A 23,489-nucleotide genomic window follows, 5' to 3' on the forward strand; every position below is an offset into this window, starting at 1 on the left:
ACGTTCGGCGCCGCGACTCAGGCGTACACGACCTTGTAGCGCTTGCCGATGCGCTGCCATTCATCGGCTTCCTGCGCCAGGCTGTATTCGACCAGCGGATTGGCTTCGATCCAGACCTTGGGCACACGCACCTCGAAGCCCTCATCCAGCGCATCCGAGCGCTGCGAGACCTTGATGTCGGGCAGCGGGGAGTCCGAGCGCCGCCGGCACAGCACGAAGGCAAGCCGAAGGCTGAATAGCATGCGCCAGTCGAGGAACTTGCCGCTGCCAGAAAGCTTGCCGAGCTTCCCCGCATGGCCAAGCAGCAGTGCCGCCAGGCGAGCCTGATCCGTCTTGGAGAAGCCCGGCATATCCGCATGCGTCGCGATATACGCCGAGTGCTTGTGGTAGCCGCTATGGGAAATCGACATGCCAACTTCATGCAGGCTCGCGGCCCAGCCCAGCAGCCCGAGGTTGTCCTCGCGCCGCTCATGGCGCGGCTGCGGAAACTGCGACAGCAAGATGGTCGCCGCGCGGCGCACGCGAGTCGCCTGAGCCCGGTCTACTCCGTAGCGTCGCATGAACTGGTCCACCGTCACGGTGCGCATGTCCTCGTGATGACTGCGTCCCAGCAGGTCATAAAGCACGCCGAGCCGCAAAGCGCCGTCGGTCACGTCCATACGATCGATGTCGAGTTCGGCGAATACGCCCAGCATGATCGAGAGCCCGCCTGGCAGCACCGGAATACGGTCGGCCTTCAGGCCGGTCAGCTTGACGCGGTTCGCGTTCTCGGCCTTGACCAACGCGCGCTTGAGCCGTTCGAGCCCTTCGCGCGTGATGCCATGCTCGGCCGCGCTGTCGTTCATGCCATTGAGCTCGATCAGTTCGGCCAACGCACGCGCCGTACCCGATGAACCGACCGCCTGCTCCCATCCCGCCGCGCGATACTGGCGCACCAGCACCTGGATCTCTCGGCGTGCGGCGAGTTCGGCCTGCTTCATCGCATACTCGTCGACGTTGCCGCTCGGAAAGAACTGGCGGCTGTGCGACACGCAGCCGATGTAGAGGCTTTCCATCAGCTTCGACTGGTAGCCGCTGCCGATGATGAATTCGGTCGAACCGCCACCAATGTCCACGACAAGGCGATTGCCCTGGCACACCGGTGCATCGTGCGATGCGCCCAGGTAAATCAGGCGCGCTTCTTCACGGCCTGCGATGACTTCGATCGGGAAGCCAAGCGCCGCTTCCGCCTCGATCAGGAATTCCGATGCATTCTTGGCCACGCGCAGCGTGTTGGTCGCCACGGCACGCACCTGATCCGGGGAGAAGTCGCGCAGCCGGTCGCCGAAGCGGCGCAGCGCGTCGATGCCGCGGCGCCGTGCCGGCTGGTCGAGATACTTGTCCGGTGTCAGGCCTGCTGCGAGCCTCACCGGCTCGCGCAGCGCGTCGACCTGGAAGATCTGGCTGGCCGGGCCGTTGCTAGTGGGGGTTTCGTCCACCCGCCCGATCATGAGGCGGAAGCTGTTCGAACCCATGTCGACGGCGGCCAGCAGGCGTGGAGTGTTGTTCATTCGGTATCTGGAAAACTGAAACGCAGAGGGCGCCGGGAGGCCGCATCAGACGAGATGGACGCTCCGCCCGGGGGCGGCTCGCACCCCAGAAAATTATGTCCTCGGCATGTCCGCATCATGACAAAATCGTAGTGTCATAAAAGTGACATGAATGTATGAAAAAGTCGCCACATTACCAAAAGAAGGTCATGCCCATGTCGACGACACCGTCCAGCACGCTGCTCAATCGCGAGCTGGGCATTCTGGAATTCAATGCACGCGTTCTGGCACAGGCTGCCGACTTCCAGGTACCGCTGCTGGAAAGACTCAAATTCATCTGCATTGTGTCCAGCAATCTGGATGAGTTCTTTGAAATCCGCATGGCCGGGTTGAAGGAACAGATGCGGGACAACGCCTCCGGCCTCACCCCCGACGGTCTTTCCTTCCAGCAAGCCTACCAGCTGGTCACGGCGCGGACGCAGCAACTTGTTGCTTCGCAGTATGACATGCTGCAGAACGTCATTTTTCCCCTTCTTGAGAAGGAAGGCATCTTTTTTCACCTGACAACCACCTGGACCGATGCGCAGCGCGAGTGGGCCAGGGATTTCTTCGTGCGCGAGCTTGGGCCGGTGCTCACACCGATCGCCCTGGACCCCGCGCACCCTTTCCCGCGGGTACTCAACAAGAGCCTGAACTTCGTCGTCGAACTTTCAGGCAAGGATGCGTTTGGCCGCGAGGCGGATCTGGCCATCGTGCAGGCGCCGCGCGCGCTACCGCGCGTCGTGAAGATGCCCGAAAAGCTGTCGGGCTATCCGTTCGGTTTCGTGATGCTGTCGTCGTTCATGCAAGGTTTCGTGCATGAACTGTTCCCGTCCATCGACGTCCGGGGCTGCTATCAGTTCCGCGTCACGCGCAATTCCGACCTCTTCGTTTCCGAAGACGAAATCACGGACCTGCGCGAAGCACTGCAAGGCGAGCTGCCGACGCGGCACTTCGGCGATACGGTTCGGCTCGAAGTCTCGTCAGACACACCACCCGCGCTGTCGCGCCGCCTGCTGCTGGAATCGGGCCTGGGCGAACAGGACCTGTACCGCGTGTCGGGTCCGGTGAACCTGGTGCGGCTTATGCAGATCCCAGACATGGTCGACCGCCCGGCGCTGAAGTTTCCGCCGCATGTGCCGGCACCGGTCAAGCCTTTCACCAGTGGCGCACCGATCTTCGATGTCATACGCCAGCAGGACGTGCTGCTGCACCATCCATACGAAAGCTTCAACTCTGTACTGGACTTACTGCAACAGGCGGCGACCGACCCCAACGTGGTGGCGATCAAGCAGACGGTGTACCGGACCGGCAACGAATCGCTGGTCATGGAAGCGCTGATGACCGCAGCGCGCAATGGCAAGGAAGTCACAGTCGTGGTGGAACTGCTCGCACGCTTCGACGAAGAAACCAACATCAACTGGGCCGAGCGGCTGGAGTCGGCCGGCGCCCACGTCATCTACGGCGTGGTCGGCCACAAGTGCCACGCCAAGATGCTGCTGATCGTGCGCCGCGAACTGGCCGGCGCCAAGGCCAAGCAGGTCAAGCTCCGCCGCTATGCCCACCTCGGCACCGGCAACTACCATCCGCGCACGGCACGCCTGTACACGGACTTCGGCCTTCTGACCGCGAACGAGGCCATCTGCGAGGATGTCCATCACGTCTTCCAGCTGCTGACGGGCACTGCCGGCACGATACGGCTGAACCACCTGTGGCAGTCGCCGTTCAGCATGCATAGCAACCTGGTCGAGCATATCCGTGCCGAAGCGCGCAATGCGCGCGCCGGCAAGCCTGCTCGCATCATCGCAAAGATGAACGCGCTGCTGGAACCGTCCATCATCGATGAGCTCTACAAAGCGTCGCGCTCGGGCGTGAAGATCGACCTGATCGTGCGCGGCGTCTGCGCGTTGATGCCCGGCGTGCCCGGCATGTCAGAGAACATCTCGGTGCGCTCGATCGTCGGTCGCTTCCTGGAGCATCATCGCGTCTACTACTTCCTGGCCGGCGGCGAGGAAGTGCTCTACCTGTCGAGCGCCGACTGGATGGACCGTAACCTCTACCGCCGCGTGGAAGTCGCCTTCCCGGTCCTGGACAAGGCGCTCAAGGCACGCGTCATCAAGGAAAGCCTGCAGGTGCACCTGCGCGACAACGCCTCGGCGTGGATCATGCAGCCCGACGGCAACTATGTACGCAAGCAGACGCGTTCCAAGCATCCACACGTCAGCCAGAACGACCTGCTGGCATCGTTCGGAAACGCATAAGCCAGGCTCCGCCAGAAAGAAATGGCCCGCTTGTGCGGGCCATTTTTCCAAGGGAAAGGATGGTTGCCAGCGGCAAATAGCCGCCAGCAGCGCTCAGGCAGCGCGGCGCGAAGGATCGGCAGTGTCCGCCACCTCGCGCACGCTGCGCTCGATCGGAAAAATGATCCGAAACACGCTGCCCCGCCCCACTTCGCTGTTCACGCGCAGCTCGGCATGATGGCGCGAGACCACATGCTTGACGATTGCCAGGCCAAGCCCGGTACCGCCGGTGTCACGCGACCGGCTGCGGTCGACACGGTAGAAACGCTCGGTTAGCCGGGGAATATGCTCGGGCGCGATGCCCAGCCCGGTATCCGCGACCGAAAACACGGCATGTCCATCATCCCAGCCGAGCCGGACCGTGATTCGCCCGCCGGCGGGCGTATAGCGCACGGCATTCGATACCAGGTTGCCCAGCGCCGACATCAGTTCGGACTCGGTGCCGCGCAGCTCCACGGTCGGATCGATCTCCGCAGCGATATGATGGCGGCCTTGTGACAGCGCCTCCGCATCGTGGACGAGATGATCCACCATCTCGCGGACCGGGACGAGATCCTGCCCGGGCGGTTGCGCATCGCTTTCCAGCTTGGCCAGCGCCAGCAGGTCTTCCACGATGCTCTGCATGCGCATGGACTGCACCAGCATCATGTCGACATAGCGCTGACGGTCTTCCTCGGAAACCGGCAGGTCACGCACGGTTTCCAGGAAGCCGGTCAGCACGGTGAGCGGCGTCTTCAACTCATGCGAAACGTTGGCGACAAAGTCGCGCCGCATGGCTTCCGTATTCTCGAGCTTGGTGATGTCCTGCGTGATGACCAGCTTGCGGTTGTCGCCATACGGCAGCACCTGCACCGAGATCACGCCCTGCTTGTGCTCGCCCATGTCGCGCATGGCCAATGGCTCATCAAAGCGCTGGCGTGTCAGGTAGTGAACGAACTCGGGACGGCGAATCAGGTGCGTAATGCGCTGGCGCACATCGCGCCGTGCATTCAAGCCGAGGTGCAGTTCAGCCACGCTGTTGCACCACTCGATCTGGTCGGCGTCGTCCAGCATCAGCACGCCGTTGGGCGAAGCCTGGATCGCCTGGATAAAGCGCGTGTGCTGCTGCTCCACTTGCAGTACCTGCAGGCGCCAACGCTTGACCAGCCGGTGCAGGCGGTAATAGACCTCGCCCCACAGGCCCGGCGCGCTGGGAATTTCACCATACGCTGGCGCGTCCAGCACTTTCCACAGCCGGTTGATCTGGTACAGGTGGAATGCCACCAGGCAAAGCAGCGACACACTCATCACCGCCAGCGCAGGCACCGCCCCCGCCAGAAGATAGACCCCGACGGCAACCACCACCAGGCTGATCAGGATGGCCACGGAGCGGGCCCAGATGACATTCATGCGCGCAAAGGAGACTCAGGAACCCGCGGTGCGGGCAAGTGGCGGGGGAACCGCCGTTGCGGCAGAGTTTGCCACGAATCCGTGACAACTGGCCACGCAAAGGATGGCCAGGGCCAATCTCAATTGCCTGGCGTGCGAGCCAGCCGGTAACCGCTGCCGCGTACGGTTTCAATCATATTGCTGTAGCCGCCCGGCGTCAGCGCAGCACGCAGGCGCTTGATATGCACGTCGACCGTACGTTCTTCGACGAACACGTGATCGCCCCACACTTGATCCAGCAGTTGCGAACGGCTATGCACGCGCTCCGGATGCGTCATCAGGAAGTGAAGCAACCGGAACTCTGTAGGACCGAGGTCGAGCTTGATCGGGCCGGCGTTGTCTTCGCCGGTCACGCGGTGCGTGGCCGGATCCAGACGCAGGCCATTGATGGCCACCACATCATCGGTGAGCTGCGGCGCACGGCGGCGCAGCACGGCTTTGATGCGGGCAAGCAGTTCCTTGGGCGAAAACGGCTTGGTGACATAGTCGTCCGCACCGGCTTCGAGCCCCATCACCTTGTCCTGCTCTTCGCTGCGGGCGGTGAGCATGATGATGGGAATCTGCTTGGTGCGGTCGTTCGCACGCAACTCCTTGGCGAAGGTGGCGCCTGACTTGCCCGGTAGCATCCAGTCCAGCAGCACCAGGTCTGGCAGCACGTCGCTCATCAGCGACAGCGCCTGTTCGGCGTTGTAGGCCCGGATCGGATAGTGCCCCGCGTGCTGCAGGTTGACGGCGATTAGTTCAGCGATCGCCGGTTCATCTTCGACAACGAGAATACTGCTTGGCATGTGTATGTTTCTCCGGAGATAACGCCGCTCAGCTCAGGGCCTCACGCTCCATGTCCTCGCGCGAGGCGTGGCGGACATCCGTCCCCTTGACGATGTAGATGATGAATTCCGCAATATTCTTGGCATGGTCGCCGATGCGCTCGATCGCCTTGGCCACGAACAGGAAGTCCAGCGCGACCGAGATCGTACGCGGATCCTCCATCATGTAGGTAATCAGCTTGCGCACGAAGCCACGGAATTCCTCGTCGATGGCCTTGTCGTCCTTGACGATGCGCGCGGCCGCCACCGTGTCCAGGCGCGCAAACGCATCCAGTGCCTGGCGCAGCAGCGTGATTGCCATTTCGCCCGACAGCTTCACTTCGGCATAGTTGATATTATGCGCCGCCGCATCTTCCATGATGTGCTTGGTGCGCTTGGCGATCTTCTCGGCTTCGTCGCCCGCGCGCTCCAGGTTCGTGATGGTCTTGGAGATGGCCATCACCAGGCGCAGGTCGCGCGCGGTTGGCTGGCGGCGCGCGATGATGTTGCCGCAGTCGGCGTCGATCTCGACTTCCAGCGCGTTGAGCTGCTGTTCGCGCGCGATGACCTGGTCGGCCAGCGAGGTGTCAAAATCGGCGAGCGCACGCATCGCGAGTTCAATCTGCGATTCGACCAGGCCACCCATCTGCAGCAGCTTGGTATTGATGGCGTTGAGGTCGGCGTCGAATTGCGTTGACAGGTGCTTGTCAGTCATGGGTATCTCCAGACCGCTGTGGGTTTCCGGGGCGTTGGCGTGGCACGGCGGACGGCATCAGCCGAACCGGCCAGTGATGTAGTCTTCGGTTTCCTTGCGGTGCGGCTTGATGAAGATCTTCTCGGTCTCGCCGAACTCGATCAGCTCGCCCAGGTACATGTAGGCCGTGTAGTCCGAGCAGCGGGCAGCCTGTTGCATGTTGTGAGTCACGATCACCACCGTATATTCGTCCTTGAGCTCGGCGATCAGTTCCTCGATGCGGCCCGTGGAGATCGGGTCCAGCGCGGAGCACGGCTCGTCGAGCAGCAGCACTTCAGGGCGGATCGCAATGCCGCGCGCGATGCAAAGGCGCTGCTGCTGGCCACCCGACAGGCCGTAGCCCGACTGGTGCAGCTTGTCCTTTGCCTCGTTCCACAGCGCAGCCTTGGACAGCGCCCACTCCACGCGATCATCCATTTCCGAGCGCGACAGTTTCTCGAACAGGCGCACGCCGAACGCGATGTTGTCGTAGATGGACATCGGGAACGGGGTCGGTTTCTGGAACACCATGCCGACCTTGGCGCGCAGCAGCGCGATGTCCTGGCGGCTGGTCAGCAGGTTTTCACCGTCCATGTTGATCTCGCCCTCGGCGCGCTGCTCCGGGTAGAGGCCGTACATCTTGTTGAACGTGCGCAGCAGCGTGGACTTGCCACAGCCCGACGGGCCGATGAACGCCGTGACCTTGCGGTCCGGGATCGACATATTGATGTTCTTCAGGGCGTGGAACTGCCCGTAGTAGAAGTTCAGGTTACGCACGTCGATCTTGGCGCGCACCGAGTCGGGGATGTCGATGACAGTCGAAGTCATGCTGGTATCTCGCTAAATATTCGGGTTCCGGTCCGATTCCTGGAATCGCGCGCCGGTTACTTCTTGAACAGCATGCGCGCCACGATATTGAGCGCAAGCACACCGATCGTAATGAGGAACACGCCTGCCCAGGCCAGTTGCTGCCATTCCGTGAACGGGCTCATGGCGAAGCGGAAAATCGTCACAGGCAGGTTTGCCATCGGCTTGTTCAGGTCACTGGTCCAGAACTGGTTGGACAGCGCGGTGAACAGCAGCGGTGCAGTTTCGCCGGCAATACGCGCCACGGCCAGCAGCACGCCGGTAACGATGCCGGCGTAGGACGACTTCACCGTGATCGACAGCACCATCTTCCATTTCGGCGTGCCAAGCGCGAAGGCGGCTTCACGCAGAGCGTTGGGCACCAGGTTCAGCATGTTCTCGGTCGTACGGACCACGATCGGAATCTGCAGCAGTGCCAGTGCGCATGCACCCGCCCAGCCCGAGAAGTGCCCCATGCGGGTCACCACCAGGGCGTAGACGAACAGGCCGATCACGATCGACGGCGCCGACAGCAGGATGTCGTTGATGAAGCGGATGAAGCTGGCCAGCGGCGACGCCTTGCCATATTCGGCCAGGTAAATGCCGGCCAGGATGCCCAGCGGCGTGCCGAACAGCGTGGCGACACCAACCATCACGAAGCTACCGAAAATCGCATTGGCGAGGCCGCCACCGGCGGTATTCGGCGCGGGCGTCATCTGCGTGAAGAGGTCCAGCGACAGGCCGCCGACGCCCAGCGTGACCGTGGTGAACAGGATCCAGGCCAGCCAGAACAGGCCGAAACCCATGGCGCCCAGCGACGCGGCCAGTGCAATCAGGTTGGTGCGGCGGCGGCGCGCTTGCAGGCGCGTGCGCACAGCGTCGGCGTCGGGCCGTACAGCGGGAATCGATGCGGAAGACACAGCGTGGCTCGCCTGGTTCATTTTGCACCCTCATTCTTTGCCAGTCGCAACAGCAGCAGCTTGGAGAGCGCCAGCACCACGAACGTGATGAAGAACAGAATCAGGCCCAGTTCCATCAGCGCAGCCGTGTGCAGGCCGGCGCCGGCTTCCGCAAACTCGTTGGCCAGTGCGGACGTAATGCTGTTGCCCGGCGAGAACAGCGACGCGCTGTCAAGCAGGTTGGTATTGCCGATCACGAAGGTGATGGCCATGGTTTCGCCCAGTGCGCGTCCGAGGCCGAGCATGACGCCGCCGAGCACGCCGGCGCGGGTGTAGGGCAGCACCACTTTCCACATCACTTCCCAGGTCGTGCAGCCCACGCCATAGGCGGATTCCTTGAGCAGCACCGGCGTCACTTCAAACACGTCGCGCATCACCGAGGCGATGTACGGAATGATCATGATCGCGAGGATCACGCCCGCGCACAGCAGGCCGATGCCGAGCGGCGCACCCTGGAACAGCTTGCCGATCACCGGCACCTGGCCGATGGTGGCAGCCAGCGGCTTCTGGAAGTACTCGCCGAAGATCGGCGCGAACACCAGCAGACCCCACATGCCGTAGACGATCGACGGCACGGCGGCCAGCAATTCAATAGCAGTGCCGAGCGGACGGCGCAGCCAGGCTGGCGACAACTCGGTCAGGAACAGTGCGATGCCAAAGCTCACCGGCACGGCAATGATCAGTGCAATCAGCGAAGTCACAAGCGTGCCGTAGATCGGCACAAGTGCGCCATAGACGTCAGCGGGAGGATCCCATTCCGCAGTCCAGAGAAATCGGGCGCCGAATGTCTGGATCGAAGGCCATGCGCTGATAGCCAGGGACACGATGATGCCGCCCAGCAGCAGCAGCGTCACGATGGCGGCCCCGCGGGTCAGGCCGCCGAACAGGATGTCGCCAGTGCGGCTTGGTGGCCGGACGGCTGAAATTTCGGACGAAGTCGCCATGGTGCAGAGAATACGGATCGATGGTTTGGCAGGCACCGGCGGCAAGCGCCGGGCCACTCAGCCAGCCGCCGCGCATGCCGCAGCCAGCTGCCATGCGGACAGTAGCTTAGTACTTAGTACAGCGCCTTGCCCGACGCGTCCTTAACGCTCGTCTTCCAGGTCGTGCGAATCTGGTTCACGACCGCATCCGGCAGCGGCACGTAGTCCAGGTCGGCGGCCATGTTGGTGCCGCTCTTGTAGGCCCAGTCGAAGAACTTCAGCACTTCCGCGCCTTGCGCAGCCTTTTCCTGGTTCTTGTGGACCAGGATGAAGGTCGCGCCGGCGATCGGCCATGCCGCCTTGCCCGGCTGGTTCGTCAGGATCTGGTAGTAGCTCTTGCTCCAGTCCGCACCGGCGGCGGCAGCCTTGAAGGCGTCGTCACCGGGCTGAACCACGGCGCCGGCCGCGTTCTTCATGTTCACGTGCGTCATCTTGTTCTGCTTGGCGTAGGCGTACTCGACGTAGCCGATCGCGCCATTCAGACGCTGCACGAAAGCGGCAACGCCTTCGTTGCCCTTGCCGCCCGTGCCACCGCCCGGCCAGTTGACGGTGGTGCCTTCGCCCACCGACTTCTGCCATTCGGGGCTGACCTTCGACAGGTAGTTCGTGAAGATGAAGGTGGTGCCCGAACCGTCAGCGCGGCGCACCGGCAGGATGTCCTGGTTCGGCAGCTTGGCGTGCGGGTTCAGTGCCTTGATGGCCGGATCGTCCCACTTCTTGATCTTGCCCAGGTAGATATTGGCCAGCACTTCGCCCGTGATGGTCAGGTCGCCCGGCTTCACACCTTGCAGGTTGATCACCGGCACCACGCCGCCGATCACAGTCGGGAACTGGACCAGACCCTGCTTGTTCAGATCTTCGTCCTTCAGTGGGGCATCCGAAGCGCCGAAATCGACCGTCTTGGCGCCAATCTGCTTGATGCCGCCCGACGAGCCGATGGATTGATAGTTGACCTTGTTGCCCGTTGCTTTTTGGTATGCGTCGGCCCACTTGGAATAGACGGGCGCCGGGAAGGAAGCGCCTGCACCGGTAATTTCCGCCGCGAACGCAGTACCCGCTACGACCATCGAAACGATGCCTGCCACGGCAGTCTTGACCAGCTTCATATGTCCTCCAGAGAACATTGGTTGGGAATGACAAATTTTTGACAAGACGAACTGTATGCTCCGCACATGACAATTCCGTGACATCGCAGAATCTTCTTGGAAGCCTGTATGGACGCGGCCAAATCCGGTGTGCGCATCCCCTCCGGTAGTGGGGAGAGCCCCTCGGTTAATTGCGCAACGGCGCAAAAAAAACGCCGGGCAAGCCCGGCGTGATGACGTTGAGGTGCGGTCCCGCCTGGTTGGTCAGGCGCGCAATGCCTCCGCGAGCGTCTGTGCGGCGCGTTCGGCCGTCTCGGCGTGCTCTGCCTCTACCATCACACGCACCACGGGCTCGGTGCCGGAAGCTCGAATCAGCACACGGCCGCGCCCTGCCAGTTCAGGCTCCACGACCGCGCGGGCCGCTTTCAGACCGGCATGCGATTGCCAGTCGAACCCCTTCTCAACCCGAACGTTGATGAGCTTCTGGGGAAACAAGCTGACACCGTCAAGCAAGCCGGCCAGCGTCTTGCCGCTACGGCGCAGCGCCGCCAGCACCTGGAGCGCCGAGACAATACCGTCGCCCGTGCTGTGCCGGTCAAGGCACAGCAGATGCCCCGAGCCCTCGCCACCGAGTGTCCAGTGACGCTTGTTCAACTCTTCCAGGACATAGCGGTCGCCGACCTTCGCGCGCACGAATTCCACGCCGATGCGCTTGAGTGCCAACTCCACGGCCATATTGGTCATGAGCGTGCCCACCGCGCCTTCGACCGCATACCCTGCCGCCATGCGATCGCGCACGATCAGGTACAGCAGTTCGTCGCCGTTGTAGAGGCGACCTTCGCTGTCCACCACCTGCAGCCGGTCCGCATCGCCGTCGAATGCAAGTCCCAGGTCGGCGCCGTGCTCCCGGACGGCTTCGATCAGCTTGCCGGGCGCGGTAGCACCATAGCCGTCGTTGATGTTGCGGCCGTCCGGCTGGTTTCCGATCGCGATGACGTCCGCGCCCAGTTCATGGAAGACGTGCGGCGCAATGTGGTAGGCGGCGCCATGCGCGCAGTCCACCACCAGTTTGAGACCGCGCAGGTCCTGGCTGTTCGGGAACGTGCTCTTGCAGAACTCGATATAGCGACCCGGCGCGTCGTTGATGCGCCGCGCACGGCCCAGATCATCGGACGGCGCGCAGGTCATCGGCTCTTCAAGGGCCGCCTCGATCTTGGCCTCGACCTCGTCGGGCAGCTTGTCGCCATCGGCCGAGAAGAACTTGATGCCGTTGTCGTAGTACGGATTGTGGCTAGCCGAAATGACCACGCCCGCCGACAGGCGCAGCGCGCGAGTCAGGTAGGCAATGCCAGGGGTCGGCAACGGTCCGGTCAGCAGTACGTGCACACCTGCCGAAGTAAAGCCGGCTTCAAGTGCCGCCTCAAGCATATAGCCCGAAATCCGCGTATCCTTGCCAATCAGCACGGTGGGCCGTCCCTGCCCGGTACTCGCACCATGTGCCAGCACCTTCCCAGCGGCATGTCCCAGCCGCATGACGAAATCTGGCGTGATCGGCGATTCGCCGACTTTGCCGCGTACGCCATCAGTCCCGAAATACTTGCGCGTCATTCCTTAAATCCTTTCTTGCTTGCTCTGTCTGGCAACTATGAATGTGACTACTGCCGTTCCACTCCTGTCACGGCTTCATTCCGGACTGCCCACCAGGTCTTGAGGGCATCCACCGTATCCTGAACATCATGCACGCGCACGATATACGCTCCGCGCTCTGCCGCACATACCGCTGCGGCAATGCTGGCCGCCACACGCTGCAGCGGCGGCCGGCCACCCAGGATCGCGCCAAGCGTTGACTTGCGGGACAGGCCCACCAGCAAAGGCAGCCTGGCTTTCGCAAGGGCTGGCAATTGCCCAAGCAGGCGCAAATTATGATCCGGAGTCTTGCCGAAGCCAAATCCCGGGTCGAGCGTGATGCGGGCCGTGTCGACGCCAGCCTGGCGCAGCACGGCCACGCGTTCATCGAGGAAAGCAGCGACCTCGGCCACCACATCGGTGTACTGCGGGTCCTCCTGCATTGTCTGCGGGTCCCGCTGCATGTGCATCACACACAGACCGGCCTGCCCCTGCGCCACCGCCTCGACGGCGCCGGGCATGCGGAAGCCCCAGATATCGTTGATGAGATCTGCACCGGCCGCGAGCGATGCGCGCATGACCTCCGGCTTGTAGGTATCGATCGATAGCGGCTTGCCGCAATCGCGCAGCGCCTCGACGATGGGAATCACGCGGGCCAACTCTTCATCCAGCGGCAATGCGTCGGAACCCGGACGGCTCGACTCGCCACCGATATCGATGATGTCCACACCTTCTGCGATGAGCTGCTCGGCGTGCCGCAGGGCAGCGTCCCGGGTGGCATGCATGCCGCCATCGGAGAATGAATCAGGCGTTACGTTGAGAATGCCCATGACAAGCGGGCGGCGGTCCAGCGCAAAGCGAAAGCGGCCGCACTGGAAATACGTGGATGGCGAAGTCTGCTGCAAGGTAGAAGCCGGAAACAAAAATAGAAGATCTGCGCACGCTCCGCGCAGAAACGAAAAAGCCGGTGCCAAGGGCACCGGCTTGTCGGAACAGCTAGGTCGTCACCGTCTCGCTGACAGTGCGATCCGTGCCATCAGGCCGTGGCAGGCGCGTTGGTCGGCGCCACCGGCGAACCACCGGACGGGGCATTGCCACCACCGTTCGGGCCCGACACACCACGCGGCGGACGCGGCGGCTTGCCAGCCATGATGTCGTTGACCTGATCGGCGTCGATCGTTTCCCACTCCATTAGCGCCGAAGTCATGGCCTCGACCTTGTCGCGGTTCTCTTCGAGCAGGCGCTTGGCCAGGCCATATTGCTCGTCGATAATGCGGCGGATCTCGGCATCGACCTTCTGCTGCGTAGCCTCGGACACCGTCTTCGACGACAGCTTGCCGAACATACCGTCCTGCTCGGTGTCGACGTAGACCATGGCGCCGAGTTCGTCGCTCATGCCGAAGCGGGTCACCATGTCGCGGGCAATCTTGGTCGCACGCTCGAAGTCGTTGGACGCGCCCGTGCTCATGGCGTTGAGGAAGACTTCTTCCGCCGCACGGCCGCCGAAGAGAATGGCGATCTCTTCGAGCATGTTGTCCTTGTACTTCGAGTACTTGTCATGCTCCGGTAGCTGCCAGGTCACGCCCAGCGCCCAGCCACGCGGCATGATGGTGACCTTGTGGACCGGATCGGCCTTCGGCAGCAGCTTGGCGACCACTGCATGGCCTGACTCGTGGTAAGCCGTGGCCTTGCGCTCTTCCTCGCGCATGACCGTCGACTTGCGCTCCGGGCCCATGTAGATCTTGTCCTTCGCGTCTTCGAAGTCCTGCATGTCGACCACGCGCTTGCTGCGGCGGGCGGCGAACAGGGCAGCTTCGTTGACCAGGTTGGCCAGGTCGGCGCCAGAGAAGCCCGGGGTACCGCGCGCGATCACCGAAGCGTCCACATCGTTGCCGATGGGCACCTTGCGCATATGGACCTTGAGGATCTGCTCACGGCCGCGAATATCCGGCAGGCCAACGTAGACTTGGCGGTCGAAACGGCCCGGACGCAGCAGCGCCTTGTCGAGGACGTCGGAACGGTTGGTCGCGGCGATCACGATCACGCCTGAGTTGGCTTCGAAGCCGTCCATCTCGACCAGCATCTGGTTCAGGGTCTGCTCGCGCTCGTCGTTGCCGCCGCCCATGCCGGCGCCACGATGACGGCCCACCGCGTCGATTTCATCGATGAACACGATGCACGGCGCCTGCTTCTTGGCGTTTTCGAACATGTCGCGCACGCGGGCCGCGCCCACGCCAACGAACATTTCCACGAAGTCCGAACCCGAGATGCTGAAGAACGGCACCTTGGCTTCGCCGGCAATGGCACGTGCCAGCAGCGTCTTGCCGGTACCCGGAGGGCCGACCAGCAGCACGCCGCGCGGGATGCGGCCGCCCAGCTTCTGGAATTTCTGCGGATCCTTCAGGAAGTCGACCAGTTCGACCACTTCTTCCTTGGACTCATCGCAGCCGGCCACGTCCTGGAACGTGACGGCATTCTGGTTCTCGTCGATCAGGCGCGCACGCGATTTGCCGAACGAGAAGGCACCGCCTTTCCCGCCGCCCTGCATCTGCCGCATCATGTAGAACCAGAACACGATGATCAGCAGGGTCGGCCCGAGGTAATAGAGGGCCTGCACCAGCACGTTGGGTTCGTCGTCAGCCTTGCCGGTCACCTGAACGCCGTACTTCATCAGGTCGCCGACCATCCAGATGTCGCCCGGCGAGATGATGGTGTACTTGGCGCCCTCTTTCGGCGACACCACGAGGTTGCGGCCCTGCACGTCGACACGCGACACCTTGCCGTTCTTGGCGTCATCCATGAACTGCGAGTAGGTGACGCCGTCCTGTGCACGGGGCTTGTCGAACTGCTTGAAGACGGTAAACAACACCAGCGCGATCACGAGCCAGATTGCCGCCTTTTGAAACAGGTTGTTATTCAAGGCCGAACTCCTTTGCGATTGCCTTGCCAACGGATAGCTGCATTGTAATGCAGTGCCCGCCCCGAAGGGGAAACAGCGAAACTATGAAGCCGATAGCCCCGAGCCAGTAACTGCCCTGCACCTGCCGGATCCGTCAATTCACCACTTTCAGGTAACGCCCAAGGATAAAAGTTTCAGAGGATTTGTCGCGCGACGCCTTGGGCTTGCGTGGGGCGACCACCTTGAACTGTCGTTTGAACTTCTCGACGATCTGGCTGTAGCCACTGCCGTGGAAACACTTTACCAGCAATGCGCCGTCCGGCTTCAGGTGGGTCTGGGCAAAATCCAGGGCCAGATCACACAGATATTCGATGCGCGCAGAGTCGGCTGAGGCTACACCAGACAGATTGGGGGCCATGTCCGACAATACAAGATCGATTTTTGCGCCACCAGAAGCGGCCATGACCACTTCCTCCAACTGGCGGAATACGTTTTCCTCGCGAAAATCGCCCTGGATAAACGTGACGTCCGCGACAGGCTCCATTGGGAGGATATCAATGGCCACTACGGCGCCGTCAGGCTTGCCGCCAGTTGCGCGCGGCGACGCAGCCAGCTTGTTGCGCGCGTACTGGCTCCAGCTTCCCGGCGCGGCGCCCAGATCCACGATGACTTGGCCGGGCTGGATCAGCTTGTCCTGCTCGTCGATTTCCTTGAGCTTGTAGGCTGCGCGCGCACGATAACCTTCGCGCTGCGCCATCTTCACATACGGGTCGTTGATGTGGTCGTGCAGCCACGACTGGTTGAACTTGTTCTTGGACTTGCCTTTGGCCATTCTGATTACGCCTGTTTCCTGTCTGCCGTCCCCGCGAAGGCGGGCGCGCCGCAATTTCTTGCCTGTTTTGCCGTTTTTTGCCGCCAACCTGTACTGGATTGGCGGATAATACGCGCCAATCGCATGCCAGCGGCGGCCACTCCGGCCCGCCATTTGCCCGTTCGGGCCGCTGGCAGCACTTATTGCCTGCGCTGTCAGCGCCTATTTATGTCCGCACTCCAACTTATTCCAGCCCAGCGCTCCGAACTCCGCTCCCGTGCCCATGGCCTCAATCCGGTCGTGATGATTGGCGCGGAAGGCCTGACGCGCGCGGTCCTGGCCGAAATCGACCGCAGCCTGGCTGCCCACGACCTGATCAAGATCCGCGTATTCGGTGATGACCGCGAAGCCCGCATCGCCATCTACGAAGCCATTTGCGATGAACTCGACGCCGCGCCGATCCAGCATATCGGCAAGCTGCTGGTCGTCTGGCGCCCGGGCGAGGCTCGCCTGAAGGAAAACCAACCGCAAGACCTGGGCCGCCACACCCCCGCTCGCCGTGGCGCCGCGCCGCGTACCGTCACGGTGAAAAAGCCGAGCGGTGCACCGAACCGCCGCCCGACCCGCAAGGATGTGACCGTGCTCGGCAACGAACGCGTCACGGCGGGTGGCAACGTCAAGCGCTCGCGCGCCCGGCCCACCAGCCAGAAGAAGAAGGCACTCGCCTGAAACCACGGCGGCCCTGTGCGGGCCGCCTGCCCTTCCACGCCGGCTATTCGCCAGCCGAGCGCGGCGCCGAAGCGCGCCACACCAGCGCCAGTGCCAACAGGCTCTGCACCAGATAGAAGGCGCTGGACACGCCGTGCAGCATGCCGAACTGTGCACGGAACGGCGACTCCGACACTCCAACGCCGAGCGCAGTCGCCTTCTCCTTGAGGCTGCCCATGAATGGCTGGGTGCCGAAATATCCCACGAGCACGCAAACGAGCATGGCAAGCACCAGCCAGCGCAAGGCCCTATAGCGGTTGGCGCCACGGCGGATCAGCACATTGCACAGCACGAGCTGCAGCACACCGATGGTCACGCCGAGAATGGCCTCGGTCTGGAACAGGTGGCCAGCGATCATGCCTGCCGTCTCGCGGCTGGGCAGCACGGAAAACAGCGTGGGGGCCACCATGTAGCCCACCGTCCAGAGGCTGCCGGCCCAGACGACCGTCAGCAGCAGGAAAATGCGGTGGGGCAGCGGCGGCAGACTGGAGTAAGAGGACGAAAACACTATCCGGTTCCGTGAGCCTTGCAGCCTCAGACGTAACGGACGGTGATGACTTCGTACTCTCGTTCGCCGCCCGGCGCCAGCACCGTGGCCACGTCGCCTTCGAACTTGCCGATCAGCGCGCGCGCGATCGGCGAGCTGACGGAGATCTTGCCGCTGTCCAGATCGGCTTCATCGTCGCCGACAATCTGGTAGCTGACGGGGCTGCCCGATTCCAGGTCTTCCAGGTCGACCGTGGCGCCGAATACGATGCGGCCGTCCGTGTCGAGCTGGGTCGGGTCGATCACCTGTGCGGCCGACAGCTTGGATTCGACTTCCAGGATACGGCCCTCGATAAAGGCCTGCTTTTCCTTGGCGGCGTCGTACTCGGCGTTTTCGGAGAGGTCGCCCTGTGCACGCGCTTCGGCGATGGCATTGATCACCGCAGGACGTTCGACGGCCTTGAGGCGGTGCAGCTCTTCCTTCAGGAGCTCGGCGCCACGCTTGGTAATCGGAATGGTGCTCATGTCTTCGATTCAACAAAAAAATGAGCCGCAGCGGAGCTGGAACTGTGCCTGGCAACTGGCCAGGGCACTCCCGCTCAACCGCGGCTTTCGGATGGGAAAGGCGCCCGGAATACGGGCGCCGATCGACGAATTCGGAGTAGTTTAGGCCAAGAAGCCCGCCGACAGCAACACCGGCGGACTTGGTGGCCTTGACGGAGCGCAAGCGCCCCTCCCCATCGAAATGTTATGCCAGCGACGCATGCAAGCCTTGCAGGTCGTAGACCTCCAGGCTTTGCATGTGCTTCAGGCCCTCCACCGCGGCGCTCGCGCCGGCAATGGTGGTGTAGTACGGCACGCGGTTGGCCAGCGCCGAGGTACGGATCGAACGCGAATCGGCAATCGCGCCACGGGTCTCGTCCACCGTGGTGAACACCAGCGCCAGTTCGCCGTTCTTGATCATGTCCACGATATGCGGACGGCCGTCCTTGACCTTGTTGACCACCTTGACCGGGATGCCGGCGGCTTCAATGGCCGAAGCCGTGCCGCGCGTGGCCACGATCGGGTAGCCCATGTCGTGCAGCATGCGGGCCACCGCGACGGCGCGGACCTTGTCGCTGTCCTTCACGGTGATCAGCACGGTGCCCCTCTCGGGCAGGCGCGAACCGGCGGCGAGCTGGCTCTTGAACAGCGCTTCGCCGAAGGTCTTGCCCACGCCCATCACTTCGCCGGTGGAACGCATTTCAGGTCCGAGGACCGGATCCACGCCCGGGAACTTGTTGAACGGGAACACCGCTTCCTTGACGCTGAAGTACGGCGGCACCACCTCGGCGGCGACACCCTGCGAGTCCAGCGACTGGCCAGCCATGCAGCGCGCGGCGATCTTGGCCAGCTGCAGGCCGGTTGCCTTCGACACGTACGGCACGGTACGCGACGCACGCGGGTTCACTTCCAGCACGTAGACGGTGTCGACACCGTTGTTCTGCTGGATCGCGAACTGCACGTTCATCAGGCCGACCACGTTCAGCGCCTTGGCCATGGCGGCAGTCTGGCGCTTCAGCTCGGCCACGGTCTCGGCCGACAGCGAGTACGGCGGCAGCGAGCAAGCCGAGTCGCCCGAGTGCACGCCAGCCTGCTCGATGTGCTCCATCACGCCGCCGATGAACACGCGCTTGCCGTCGCTCAGCGCGTCGACGTCGCATTCGATCGCGTCGTTCAGGAAGCGGTCCAGCAGCACCGGCGAGTCGTTCGACACCTTGACGGCCTCGCGCATGTAGCGCTCGAGGTCACGCGGCTCGTGCACGATTTCCATCGCGCGGCCACCCAGCACGTACGACGGGCGCACCACCAGCGGGTAACCGATTTCCTCGGCCAGGCGCAGCGCTTCGTCTTCGGCACGCGCGGTACGGTTGGGCGGCTGGCGCAGGCCCAGGTCCTGCAGCAGCTTCTGGAAGCGCTCGCGGTCTTCCGCGGCGTCGATCATGTCCGGGCTGGTGCCGATGATGGGCACGCCGTTGCGCTCGAGGTCCAGCGCGAGCTTCAGCGGGGTCTGGCCACCGTACTGCACGATCACGCCGACCGGCTTCTCGATCGCGACGATTTCCAGCACGTCTTCCAGCGTCACCGGCTCGAAGTACAGGCGGTCCGAGGTGTCATAGTCGGTCGACACGGTTTCCGGGTTGCAGTTGACCATGATGGTCTCGTACCCGTCTTCGCGCAGCGCCAGCGCGGCGTGCACGCAGCAGTAGTCGAACTCGATGCCCTGGCCGATCCGGTTCGGGCCACCGCCCAGCACCATGATCTTCTTCTTGTCGGTCGGGTTCGCTTCGCACTCGCCATGCTCGGCCTCGTAGGTCGAATACATGTACGCGGTGTTGGTCGCAAACTCGGCCGCGCAGGTGTCCACACGCTTGTAGACCGGACGCACGTTGTTGGCCATGCGCGCTTCGCGCACGGCCTTGGCGTTCGTCTTCAGCAGCTTGGCCAGGCGGCGGTCCGAGAAGCCCTTCTGCTTCACGTAGCGCAGCTCGGCAGCCGACAGGGTTTCCAGCGTACGCGCCTTGATCTGGCCTTCCGTCTTGACGATGTCCTCGATCTGGGCCAGGAACCACGGATCGATATCGGTCTCGGCGTACACCTCTTCGAGCGACATGCCGATACGGAACGCGTCGCCCACGTACCAGATGCGGTCCGGGCCAGCCTCGCCGATTTCCTCGACGATCTCGTCGCGGTCGGTCGACTTCTCGTCCAGGCCGTCGACGCCGACTTCCAGGCCGCGCAGCGCCTTCTGGAACGATTCCTGGAAAGTACGGCCCATGGCCATCACTTCACCGACCGACTTCATCTGGGTGGTCAGGTGGCTGTCGGCCTGCGGGAATTTTTCGAAGGCGAAACGCGGCACCTTGGTGACCACGTAGTCGATCGACGGCTCGAACGACGCCGGGGTCGCGCCGCCGGTAATTTCGTTCTTGAGCTCGTCCAGCGTGTAGCCAACGGCCAGCTTGGCCGCGACCTTGGCAATGGGGAAGCCCGTGGCCTTCGAAGCCAGTGCCGACGAACGCGACACACGCGGGTTCATCTCGATCACGATCATCCGGCCATCCTTCGGATTGATCGAGAACTGCACGTTCGAACCGCCGGTGTCCACGCCGATCTCGCGCAGCACGGCCAGCGAGGCATTGCGCAGGATCTGGTATTCCTTGTCGGTCAGCGTCTGGGCCGGGGCCACGGTGATCGAGTCACCGGTGTGGATGCCCATCGGGTCCAGGTTCTCGATCGAGCAGATGATGATGCAGTTGTCCGCCTTGTCGCGGACCACTTCCATCTCGTATTCCTTCCAGCCCAGCAGCGATTCTTCGATCAGCAGCTCGCGCGTCGGCGACAGGTCCAGGCCGCGCTTGCAGATCTCTTCGAACTCTTCGCGGTTGTAGGCGATGCCACCGCCCGTGCCGCCCAGCGTGAACGACGGACGGATCACGATCGGGTAGCCGCTGGTGCCGGTGTCCTGCGCAATGCGGGTCTGCACGGCCAGCGCTTCTTCCATCGAGTGCGCGATACCTGACTTGGCCGAACCGAGACCGATCTTGGTCATCGCGTCCTTGAACTTCTGGCGGTCCTCGGCCTTGTCGATAGCTTCGGGCGAAGCGCCGATCAGTTCGACCTTGTACTTGTCCAGTACGCCGTGGCGATGCAGGTCCAGCGCGCAGTTCAGCGCGGTCTGGCCGCCCATGGTCGGCAGGATCGCGTCAGGACGCTCTTTTTCGATGATGCGCTCAACCACTTCCCAGGTGATCGGCTCGATGTATGTCACATCGGCCGTGGCCGGGTCGGTCATGATGGTCGCCGGGTTCGAGTTGACCAGGATGACCTTGAAACCTTCTTCACGCAGCGCCTTGCAGGCCTGGGCGCCGGAGTAGTCGAACTCGCACGCCTGGCCGATGATGATGGGGCCGGCGCCGATAATCAGGATGCTCTTGATGTCTGTGCGTTTTGGCATTGCACTATCTCTTTTTTGGTCCGGCGGCCATCGGGGCCGCCGTCCGGAAAATCAGGAATCCAGCAGGATTCGGAAAGTTCAGCTCAGGGTGGCCGTCGCCAGCTTCGCGCCGAAGCCGATGAACATGGCGCCCACGCCGCTCGACACGCCCGCCGACAGGCGTCGGCGGCGGCGGAACGCGGCGGCCAGCTTCACACCGACGAAGATCAGCGTCGTCAGGTACAGGAAGCTGAATATCTGCACGACCACGCCCAGCGCCAGGAACGACAGCGCCGCATAGCCGAAGCCCGGATCGACGAACTGGATGAAGAACGAGATGAAGAACAGGATGGCCTTGGGGTTCATCAGGCTGATGACCAGTGCCTTGCGGAACGGGTTGGACTGGTCCGCCGGCGCGGCAACGGCGGCTTCCGCCGCAGCCCGCTCCGTCTTGCCGGCGCTCGTCCAGTTACGGACCGCGCCGCGCAGCATGTTGAACCCGATCCAGCCGAGGTAGGCCGCGCCGATGTACTTCACCACGTAGAACAGTGCGGGGCTTGCCTTGAGCAGCGAGGCCACGCCCGCGGCCGACAGCACCATCAGCACCGCATCGCCAAGGAACACGCCGCACGCACCCTTGTAGCCCGCGCGAACACCGCGCTGCGCCGCCACGGACAGCACATACATCGAGTTCGGCCCCGGCAGCAGCACGATGAAGATCGTGCCCAGCACATAGGTCCAGAAATCGGTGATGCCGAAGGCGGTATGCATAAAGGCGTTCATGGCGTGTCCTTGTTCCCTGCTCGTCTCTGTTCTTCGCTGCTCGTGATGGGCCGCGCTTACTTGCGCGCGTCCGCCATCATCTTCGTGAAGCGGTCGAACAGGTAAGCCACGTCGTGCGGGCCAGGCGACGCTTCCGGGTGGCCCTGGAAGCAGAATGCCGGCTTGTCGGTCAGCGCAAAGCCCTGCAGCGTGCCATCGAACAGAGACACGTGCGTCGCGCGCGCATTGGCCGGCAGCGTTTCCGCATCCACAGCAAAGCCGTGGTTCTGCGACGTGATCATCACGCGACCGTCATCGAGATCCTTGACCGGATGGTTGGCGCCGTGGTGGCCGGCCTTCATCTTCAGCGTCTTGGCACCGATGGCCAGCGCCATGATCTGGTGGCCCAGGCAGATGCCGAAGGTCGGGATGCCGCGCTCGATGAATTCGCGCGTGGCCTTGATCGCGTAGTCGCACGGTTCCGGATCGCCGGGGCCGTTGGACAGGAACACGCCATCCGGATTCAGCGCCAGGGCGTCGGCCGCAGTGGCCTGCGCCGGCAGCACCGTCACCTTGCAGCCGCGCTCGGCCAGCATGCGCAGGATATTGAACTTGACGCCGTAGTCATAGGCGACCACGTGGAACTGCGGCTTGTCCTGCTTGCCGTAGCCCTGGCCGAGTTCCCACTCCGACTGCGTCCAGTCATACGGCTCCTTGACCGACACCACCTTGGCCAGGTCCATGCCAGCCAGGCCGGGGAACGAGCGCGCCAGGTCGATGGCCTTCTGGACGTTGTCCTCGCCAGCCAGGATGCAGCCGTTCTGGGCGCCCTTCTCGCGCAGGATGCGGGTCAGCTTGCGGGTATCGATGCCGGCAATGGCGACGACCTTTTCCTGCTTCAGGTAATGGCCGAGCGTATGCTCCTTGCGGAAATTCGAGGCCAGAATCGGCAGATCCTTGATGATCAGGCCGGCGGCATGGACTTTCGTGGCTTCAACATCCTCACGGTTGACACCGTAATTCCCGATGTGCGGATACGTCAGCGTGACGATCTGCCGGGAATAGCTCGGGTCGGTGAGGATTTCCTGATAACCGGTGATGGCGGTGTTGAACACCACTTCGCCGATGGTATGGCCGGAAGCGCCGATGGAATAGCCACGAAAGACCGTGCCGTCTGCAAGCGCGAGAATGGCGGACGGGAAAGACGGTAACACGGGTAGGCTCCTGCTGGACTCACCCCGTGACCGACCTGATCAACGCCTCGTGCCCCATTGAGATCCCGGTACGGCTGCATTGGCACTGTGCCAAGCGGCGCGACTCGGTCGCTGCATGCTCTTTGCATCACATATCTCAATGCTGGCGAAGGCTGCGCGGACGGGGGCGGCGGAAGGTGGAAAGCGGTTGGCGCTAGGGTGAAGGGTTCTGAAAGCGAAACTTTCGAATTATATCCCGC

At 63.0% G+C, this 23,489-nt stretch carries 19 protein-coding genes; 2 read left to right on the forward strand and 17 right to left on the reverse strand.

Annotated features, from left to right (window positions below):
* Nucleotides 1-17: 17 nt before the first annotated feature.
* A complete protein-coding gene (ppx, locus tag ACIGJG_RS11175) occupies nucleotides 18-1,550 on the reverse strand; it encodes an exopolyphosphatase (protein ID WP_011298317.1) in 1,533 nt (510 codons plus the stop codon).
* 194 nt (nucleotides 1,551-1,744) lie between these two features.
* On the opposite strand from ppx, the gene ppk1 reads away from it, so the two are divergent.
* Nucleotides 1,745-3,829, forward strand: a complete 2,085-nt coding sequence (gene ppk1, locus ACIGJG_RS11180; RefSeq protein WP_011298318.1) for a polyphosphate kinase 1 — start codon at nucleotides 1,745-1,747, stop codon at nucleotides 3,827-3,829.
* A 93-nt stretch (nucleotides 3,830-3,922) separates the two neighbouring features.
* Here ppk1 and phoR read toward each other — a convergent pair whose 3' ends face one another.
* The 11 genes from phoR to ACIGJG_RS11235 all read right to left on the reverse strand — a co-directional run bounded on the left by phoR (nucleotide 3,923) and on the right by ACIGJG_RS11235 (nucleotide 16,065).
* A complete protein-coding gene (phoR, locus tag ACIGJG_RS11185) occupies nucleotides 3,923-5,257 on the reverse strand; it encodes a phosphate regulon sensor histidine kinase PhoR (RefSeq protein ID WP_011298319.1) in 1,335 nt (444 codons plus the stop codon).
* Nucleotides 5,258-5,376: 119 nt separating this feature from the next.
* Entirely contained in the window at nucleotides 5,377-6,084 is a 708-nt protein-coding gene (phoB, locus tag ACIGJG_RS11190; protein WP_011298320.1) for a phosphate regulon transcriptional regulator PhoB, read from the reverse strand.
* 28 nt (nucleotides 6,085-6,112) lie between these two features.
* The gene (gene phoU / locus ACIGJG_RS11195; RefSeq protein ID WP_011298321.1) at nucleotides 6,113-6,817 is read right to left on the reverse strand and encodes a phosphate signaling complex protein PhoU; all 705 of its coding nucleotides are present in this window, start codon (nucleotides 6,815-6,817) and stop codon (nucleotides 6,113-6,115) included.
* 57 nt (nucleotides 6,818-6,874) lie between these two features.
* The gene (gene pstB, locus ACIGJG_RS11200; protein WP_011298322.1) at nucleotides 6,875-7,663 is read right to left on the reverse strand and encodes a phosphate ABC transporter ATP-binding protein PstB; all 789 of its coding nucleotides are present in this window, start codon (nucleotides 7,661-7,663) and stop codon (nucleotides 6,875-6,877) included.
* 56 nt (nucleotides 7,664-7,719) lie between these two features.
* Nucleotides 7,720-8,622, reverse strand: a complete 903-nt coding sequence (gene pstA / locus ACIGJG_RS11205) for a phosphate ABC transporter permease PstA (RefSeq protein WP_011298323.1) — start codon at nucleotides 8,620-8,622, stop codon at nucleotides 7,720-7,722.
* A complete protein-coding gene (pstC, locus tag ACIGJG_RS11210) occupies nucleotides 8,619-9,584 on the reverse strand; it encodes a phosphate ABC transporter permease PstC (protein ID WP_011298324.1) in 966 nt (321 codons plus the stop codon). Before pstC ends, pstA begins: the two co-directional genes overlap by 4 nt.
* Before the next feature lie 113 nt (nucleotides 9,585-9,697).
* Nucleotides 9,698-10,729, reverse strand: a complete 1,032-nt coding sequence (gene pstS, locus ACIGJG_RS11215) for a phosphate ABC transporter substrate-binding protein PstS (protein ID WP_011298325.1) — start codon at nucleotides 10,727-10,729, stop codon at nucleotides 9,698-9,700.
* A gap of 243 nt (nucleotides 10,730-10,972) precedes the next feature.
* Complete coding sequence (gene glmM / locus ACIGJG_RS11220) at nucleotides 10,973-12,316, reverse strand: phosphoglucosamine mutase (protein ID WP_483672316.1); 1,344 nt, start codon at nucleotides 12,314-12,316, stop codon at nucleotides 10,973-10,975.
* Nucleotides 12,317-12,363: 47 nt separating this feature from the next.
* The gene (gene folP, locus ACIGJG_RS11225; RefSeq protein ID WP_084791934.1) at nucleotides 12,364-13,164 is read right to left on the reverse strand and encodes a dihydropteroate synthase; all 801 of its coding nucleotides are present in this window, start codon (nucleotides 13,162-13,164) and stop codon (nucleotides 12,364-12,366) included.
* A 206-nt stretch (nucleotides 13,165-13,370) separates the two neighbouring features.
* Entirely contained in the window at nucleotides 13,371-15,254 is a 1,884-nt protein-coding gene (gene ftsH / locus ACIGJG_RS11230; RefSeq protein ID WP_011298328.1) for an ATP-dependent zinc metalloprotease FtsH, read from the reverse strand.
* A gap of 133 nt (nucleotides 15,255-15,387) precedes the next feature.
* Nucleotides 15,388-16,065 (reverse strand): RlmE family RNA methyltransferase, encoded by a 678-nt coding sequence (locus tag ACIGJG_RS11235; protein WP_483672317.1) that lies wholly within the window; start codon nucleotides 16,063-16,065, stop codon nucleotides 15,388-15,390.
* 207 nt (nucleotides 16,066-16,272) lie between these two features.
* On the opposite strand from ACIGJG_RS11235, the gene ACIGJG_RS11240 reads away from it, so the two are divergent.
* Entirely contained in the window at nucleotides 16,273-16,773 is a 501-nt protein-coding gene (locus tag ACIGJG_RS11240; RefSeq protein ID WP_011298330.1) for a YhbY family RNA-binding protein, read from the forward strand.
* 43 nt (nucleotides 16,774-16,816) lie between these two features.
* Here ACIGJG_RS11240 and ACIGJG_RS11245 read toward each other — a convergent pair whose 3' ends face one another.
* The 5 genes from ACIGJG_RS11245 to carA form a co-directional block, all read right to left on the reverse strand.
* Complete coding sequence (locus ACIGJG_RS11245; protein ID WP_483672318.1) at nucleotides 16,817-17,320, reverse strand: DUF4149 domain-containing protein; 504 nt, start codon at nucleotides 17,318-17,320, stop codon at nucleotides 16,817-16,819.
* A gap of 26 nt (nucleotides 17,321-17,346) precedes the next feature.
* A complete protein-coding gene (greA, locus tag ACIGJG_RS11250) occupies nucleotides 17,347-17,823 on the reverse strand; it encodes a transcription elongation factor GreA (protein ID WP_011298332.1) in 477 nt (158 codons plus the stop codon).
* A 223-nt stretch (nucleotides 17,824-18,046) separates the two neighbouring features.
* On the reverse strand, nucleotides 18,047-21,295 hold the full coding sequence (gene carB, locus ACIGJG_RS11255) for a carbamoyl-phosphate synthase large subunit (RefSeq protein ID WP_483672319.1): 3,249 nt from the start codon (nucleotides 21,293-21,295) through the stop codon (nucleotides 18,047-18,049).
* A 78-nt stretch (nucleotides 21,296-21,373) separates the two neighbouring features.
* On the reverse strand, nucleotides 21,374-22,057 hold the full coding sequence (gene leuE / locus ACIGJG_RS11260) for a leucine efflux protein LeuE (protein ID WP_140949089.1): 684 nt from the start codon (nucleotides 22,055-22,057) through the stop codon (nucleotides 21,374-21,376).
* A gap of 56 nt (nucleotides 22,058-22,113) precedes the next feature.
* Nucleotides 22,114-23,250 carry a glutamine-hydrolyzing carbamoyl-phosphate synthase small subunit gene (gene carA / locus ACIGJG_RS11265; RefSeq protein WP_011298335.1) on the reverse strand — a complete coding sequence of 379 codons (1,137 nt, stop codon included), beginning with the start codon at nucleotides 23,248-23,250 and terminating at the stop codon, nucleotides 22,114-22,116.
* Between the last annotated feature and the right edge of the window lie 239 nt (nucleotides 23,251-23,489).

It is taken from the genome of Cupriavidus sp. C1SS-2L (genome assembly GCF_057073735.1).

What these genes read in the sequence shown, in the direction of transcription:
- ppx (WP_011298317.1), bottom strand. Translation starts at nt 1,550, where the DNA reads ATGAACAACACTCCACGCCTGCTGGCCGCCGTCGACATGGGTTCGAAC.
- ppk1 (WP_011298318.1), top strand. Translation starts at nt 1,745, where the DNA reads ATGTCGACGACACCGTCCAGCACGCTGCTCAATCGCGAGCTGGGCATT.
- phoR (WP_011298319.1), bottom strand. Translation starts at nt 5,257, where the DNA reads ATGAATGTCATCTGGGCCCGCTCCGTGGCCATCCTGATCAGCCTGGTG.
- phoB (WP_011298320.1), bottom strand. Translation starts at nt 6,084, where the DNA reads ATGCCAAGCAGTATTCTCGTTGTCGAAGATGAACCGGCGATCGCTGAA.
- phoU (WP_011298321.1), bottom strand. Translation starts at nt 6,817, where the DNA reads ATGACTGACAAGCACCTGTCAACGCAATTCGACGCCGACCTCAACGCC.
- pstB (WP_011298322.1), bottom strand. Translation starts at nt 7,663, where the DNA reads ATGACTTCGACTGTCATCGACATCCCCGACTCGGTGCGCGCCAAGATC.
- pstA (WP_011298323.1), bottom strand. Translation starts at nt 8,622, where the DNA reads ATGAACCAGGCGAGCCACGCTGTGTCTTCCGCATCGATTCCCGCTGTA.
- pstC (WP_011298324.1), bottom strand. Translation starts at nt 9,584, where the DNA reads ATGGCGACTTCGTCCGAAATTTCAGCCGTCCGGCCACCAAGCCGCACT.
- pstS (WP_011298325.1), bottom strand. Translation starts at nt 10,729, where the DNA reads ATGAAGCTGGTCAAGACTGCCGTGGCAGGCATCGTTTCGATGGTCGTA.
- glmM (WP_483672316.1), bottom strand. Translation starts at nt 12,316, where the DNA reads ATGACGCGCAAGTATTTCGGGACTGATGGCGTACGCGGCAAAGTCGGC.
- folP (WP_084791934.1), bottom strand. Translation starts at nt 13,164, where the DNA reads ATGGGCATTCTCAACGTAACGCCTGATTCATTCTCCGATGGCGGCATG.
- ACIGJG_RS11235 (WP_483672317.1), bottom strand. Translation starts at nt 16,065, where the DNA reads ATGGCCAAAGGCAAGTCCAAGAACAAGTTCAACCAGTCGTGGCTGCAC.
- ACIGJG_RS11240 (WP_011298330.1), top strand. Translation starts at nt 16,273, where the DNA reads ATGTCCGCACTCCAACTTATTCCAGCCCAGCGCTCCGAACTCCGCTCC.
- greA (WP_011298332.1), bottom strand. Translation starts at nt 17,823, where the DNA reads ATGAGCACCATTCCGATTACCAAGCGTGGCGCCGAGCTCCTGAAGGAA.
- carB (WP_483672319.1), bottom strand. Translation starts at nt 21,295, where the DNA reads ATGCCAAAACGCACAGACATCAAGAGCATCCTGATTATCGGCGCCGGC.
- leuE (WP_140949089.1), bottom strand. Translation starts at nt 22,057, where the DNA reads ATGAACGCCTTTATGCATACCGCCTTCGGCATCACCGATTTCTGGACC.